Origin of the sequence: Archangium sp., assembly GCF_036388035.1 — a bacterium.
Lineage (GTDB): Bacteria > Myxococcota > Myxococcia > Myxococcales > Myxococcaceae > Archangium.
This window is the reverse complement of record NZ_DASVSO010000077.1, coordinates 1-4,207: the sequence shown is the minus strand read 5'-3', so window position 1 is coordinate 4,207 and position 4,207 is coordinate 1. Positions and strand designations below refer to the sequence as shown.

The window sequence follows — 4,207 nt, the reverse complement described above, 5'->3', positions numbered from 1 at the left end:
GTCGTCTGCCAGCCGTAGGGCCAGCCCCGCGCGAGCACTCCCGCGTCAGCCGAACAACCCCAGGCGGTTCATCTCGGAGGGCTTGGGGAGCCCCATCACCTGGAGCAGCGTGGGGGCGATGTCCGCCAGGATTCCGGGGCGCAGCTTCTGCCCCCGGAAGTCCGGGTGGATGAGGTGGAAGGGCACCGGGTTGAGCGTGTGCGCCGTGTGGGGCTCCCCCGTCTCCGGGTCGCGCATCTGCTCGCAGTTGCCGTGGTCCGCCGAGATGGCCATCGCCCAGCCGTTGCGGGCACACGCCTGGCCCAGTTGCCCGAGGCACTCGTCCACCGTGAGGACGGCCTTCTTCGCCGGCTCCAGCAGGCCGGTGTGGCCCACCATGTCCGGGTTGGCGAAGTTCACCAGCGCGAAGTCGTAGGCCCCCGAGTCGAGGCGCCGCACCAACTCCAGCGTCACCTCTCGCGCGCTCATCTCCGGCTTGAGGTCGTACGTCTTCACGTCGCGCGGTGAGGGGACGAGGTGCCTGTCCTCGCCGGGGTACACCACCTCGCGGCCCCCGTTGAAGAAGAAGGTGACGTGCGCGTACTTCTCCGTCTCCGCGGTGCGGAACTGGCGCCAGCCCGCGTGGGCGATGGCCTCGGGGAAGATTTCGCTCGGCTGGTCGGGCGCGAAGGCCACCGGCAGCTCGAGCGTCTCGTCGTAGCGGGTCATGCACACGTAGAGGCCCACGTGCAGGCCGCCCCGGTCGAACTCCTTGAAGTCGTCCAGGGCGATGGCGCGCGTCAGCTCGCGGGCGCGGTCCGCGCGGAAGTTGAAGAACATCACCACGTCGCCGTCGCGGATGCGGCCCACGGGCGTGTCGTCGCCGTGGGTGATGACGGTGGGCTTGATGAACTCGTCCGTCACCTTCTCCGCGTACGAGGCGCGGATGACGGAGAGCGCATCGGGGGCCTTGGGGCCCTGCCCGTGGACGATGGCCTCGTAGGCGAGCTGCACCCGGTCCCACCGCTTGTCGCGGTCCATGCCGTAGTAGCGCCCGCCCACGGTGGCGATCTGCCCGGTGTGCGTCTCGCGCAGGAACTTCTCCAGCTCCTCCACGTAGCCGAGCCCGCTCTGGGGGGCGGTGTCGCGCCCATCGGTGAAGGCGTGGACGTAGACGTGGGCGACGCCCCGCTCGTGCGCGGCCTTGAGGAGGGCGTAGAGGTGCTCCATCGACGAGTGCACGCCGCCGGGGGACACCAGGCCGAGCAGGTGGAAGGCCTTGCCGTCCGCCTTGGCCTTGTCGAGCGCGGCGCGGATGACGGGGTTGGAGGCGAGCTCGCCGGACTCGCTGGCCCGGTTGATGCGCACCAGGTCCTGGTAGACGATGCGGCCGGCGCCGATGTTGGTGTGGCCCACCTCGGAGTTGCCCATCTGTCCCTCGGGGAGACCGACGGCCAGTCCGGACGTCTGCAGCTCCGTGTAGGGCGAGCCATTCGTGAGCTTGTCGAGGTGGGGGGTGCCAGCGAGGGCGATGGCGTTGTCATCGCCCCCCTGACGGACGCCCCAGCCATCGAGGATGCAGAGCAGGACCTTGTGTGCGGGCTTCATGCGGGAAACCTAAGGGTGGGTTCCCACGGGAGGAGGGGGGGAGGGTTGCTCGGCTGGAGGGGACTCACTCTCGCCGGGCGCGCGTCTTGTAGGTGAGCACGGGGGCGAGCGTCGCCACCACCCGGACGAGCCCGGCATCCACCAAGTCCTGCACCACGCGGTCGATGGCCTTGTACGCGGGAGGTGCTTCCTCGAAGAGCAGGTCCCGGTCCTCGCAGATGACGTGGCTCTTGAAGGAGGTGCGGGTGAGGGCCTCGGCGGTGAAGCGCTCGCGCATCCGCTCGCGGGCGCTGGTGCGGGTCCACTTGCGGCCCGCCCCGTGCGCGAGGCTGTGGGCGTGGTCCGCGCCGTCGCCCAGCGGCAGCACCAGGTAGCTCAGCGCGCCGCGGCTGCCGGGAATCACCACCGGCCCCTGGTCCGAGGGCGCCGCGCCCTTGCGGTGCAGCCAGCACGTGTGCCCGTGGAGATCCTTCGGGGTGACGCTGTTGTGGCAGACGTCGAGCACCCGCCGCCCCGCCGCGCCAATGCCCTGCATCATGCGCCCGGCGATGGTGGCGCGATTGGCCCGCGCCCAGGCCACGGCGTGGTCATGCCGCGTGAGGTAGTTGCGTGCCTCGCCCGAGTCCTCCGCGAGTCCCCCGGTGCCGTGCCGGTCCACGTGGGCGCGCAGGATGGCCTCGCCGAGGCCTCGAGAGCCGGAGTGGACGAGCAACAGGAGTCGCTCTCCCTTCAACCCCAGCGCGGTGAAGGTCTTCGGGTCGTGGACCGCATCCACCCGCTGCACCTCGGCGAAGTGGTTGCCGCCGCCCACCGTGCCGAGCGCCGCCTCGAAGCCGCAGGGCCTCACGCCCATCTCGGCGAGTGCCGCGTCCGTGTCGCCCTCCCACGGTCCATCCAAATCCAGCCGCGCCGCCCAGCGCTCCGGCTTCGCCTTGCGCGTCGGCAAGTCCAACTCCCACAGCCCCATCCCACAGCCAATGTCGTTGCCGACGAGGAAGGGATAGAAGAGGCCCTCGGAGGCGAACGCGGCGCCCACCGGTGCTCCCTTGCCTGGATGCAGGTCGGGCAGGCCCACCGCGGAGCGCATGCCGGGAAGTCGGGAGGCGGCCTCGAGCTGGCGGACGGCTTCACCCTCCACCCAGGACTGGGGCGAGGCGATGACACGGACGTGGGGAGCGGGCGAATTCATGCTCCCTTGGACGCGCGCGGCGCCCACCGCCTGACGGGGACGCCGGGGCGCCTATTTGTGGTACGGCTCGCCCTTGAGGATGGTGAAGGCGCGGTAGAGCTGCTCCACCAGCACCACCCGCGCCAGCCGGTGCGGCAGCGTCATCTTCGACAGCGAGAGGGTCAGGTCCGCGGCCTGTCGCACCCGCTCGTCCAGCCCCTCGTCCCCGCCGATGATGAGCAGCAGGTCCTTCGCGCCGTCCTGGGCGCGGCCCACGTAGCGGCTGAACTCCACCGAGTCCAGCAGCTTGCCCCGCTCATCGAGCGCCACCAGCAGGTCCTGCGGCTTGCGGCGCGCGAGGATGGCCTCGGCCTCGGTGCTCTTGGCGTCCCCGGCCTTGCCCTTCTTCCCACCCGCCTCGGGCAGCTCAATCAGCTCGAAGCGGGTGTAGTGGGCCAGGCGCGAGGCGTACTCCTGGACCGCGGGCTCGTAGAGGCCCGAACGGTCCCGGCCGATGGAGAGGAGGCGGACCTTCAGGCCACCTTCTCCCGCGGCGCATCCGCCCAGAGACCCTCGAGGTCATAGTGCGAGCGCATCTCGGCGAAGAAGAGGTGCGCCACCACCTCGCCGAAGTCCAGCAGCACCCACTGGCCCGTCTCCATGCCCTCGTGGCCGATGGGGCGCAGGCCGTCCTTCTCCTTGAGCTGGCCGAGCACGTGCTCGGCCATGGCGGACACCTGCCGGTCGCTCTCGCCCGAGCCCACCACGAAGTAGTCCGCGTAGGACGTCATCCCGCGCACGTCGAGGATGAGGATGTCCAGGCCCTTCTTGTCCGAGAGCAGGTTGGCAATCCTGCGCGCCAGCGCGTGGGCGCGGGGGTTCTCCGCCGGAGCTCCGGCAGGCGCGCCCGAGGGGCTCAACGCCTTCTTCTTGGTTATCTTCTTGCGGGCGGCCGGCTTCTTCGCCGCCGTCTTCTTCGTCGCCAGCTTCTTGCGTGCGGCAGGCGCCTTCTTCGTCGCGCTCTTCTTCGCCGCCGCCTTCTTCTTCGTCGCCGTTTTCTTGGTCGCCATACGTGTCCTGGGGGGCACCCTAGCGCACCTGCCCCTGCCCGTGGATGACGTACTTCTGACTCGTCAACTCTCGCAAGCCCATCGGCCCGAAAGCGTGCAATCGACTGGTGGAAATCCCAATCTCCGCCCCCAGGCCCAGCTCGCCCCCGTCATTGAAGCGGGTGGAGGCGTTCCACACCACCGCGCTCGCCTGCGCCTCTCGGGTGAAGCGCCCCGCCACCGCCGCGTCGGCGGTGACGATGGCCTCGGTGTGTTCGCTTCCGTACCGGGCGATGTGCCCCAGGGCCGCCTCCAGCCCGTCCACCACCCGCACCGCCAGGATGAGGTCCAGGAATTCCCGCCCCCAGTCGTCCTCGGTGGCCGGCGTCACCGGCACCCCGGC

The 4,207-nt window shown here is 70.3% G+C and carries 4 protein-coding genes and 1 pseudogene; all 5 read right to left on the bottom strand.

Annotated elements, in window-relative coordinates; translation table 11 throughout:
- Positions 1-45: 45 nt before the first annotated feature.
- Positions 46-1,587, bottom strand: coding sequence for a 2,3-bisphosphoglycerate-independent phosphoglycerate mutase (gpmI, locus tag VF697_RS03315; protein WP_331092005.1), 1,542 nt, complete (start codon positions 1,585-1,587; stop codon positions 46-48).
- A 64-nt stretch (positions 1,588-1,651) separates the two neighbouring features.
- Positions 1,652-2,776: an RNA ligase RtcB family protein gene (locus VF697_RS03310; RefSeq protein WP_331092004.1), complete on the bottom strand. Its 1,125-nt coding sequence runs from the start codon at positions 2,774-2,776 to the stop codon at positions 1,652-1,654.
- 51 nt (positions 2,777-2,827) lie between these two features.
- The gene (locus VF697_RS03305; protein WP_331092006.1) at positions 2,828-3,292 is read right to left on the bottom strand and encodes a 23S rRNA (pseudouridine(1915)-N(3))-methyltransferase RlmH; all 465 of its coding nucleotides are present in this window, start codon (positions 3,290-3,292) and stop codon (positions 2,828-2,830) included.
- A complete protein-coding gene (rsfS, locus tag VF697_RS03300) occupies positions 3,289-3,825 on the bottom strand; it encodes a ribosome silencing factor (RefSeq protein WP_331092003.1) in 537 nt (178 codons plus the stop codon). The genes VF697_RS03305 and rsfS overlap by 4 nt, the downstream gene beginning before the upstream one ends.
- 19 nt (positions 3,826-3,844) lie before the next feature.
- Positions 3,845-4,207: pseudogene (locus tag VF697_RS03295) on the bottom strand (gamma-glutamyl-phosphate reductase); the annotation flags it as partial.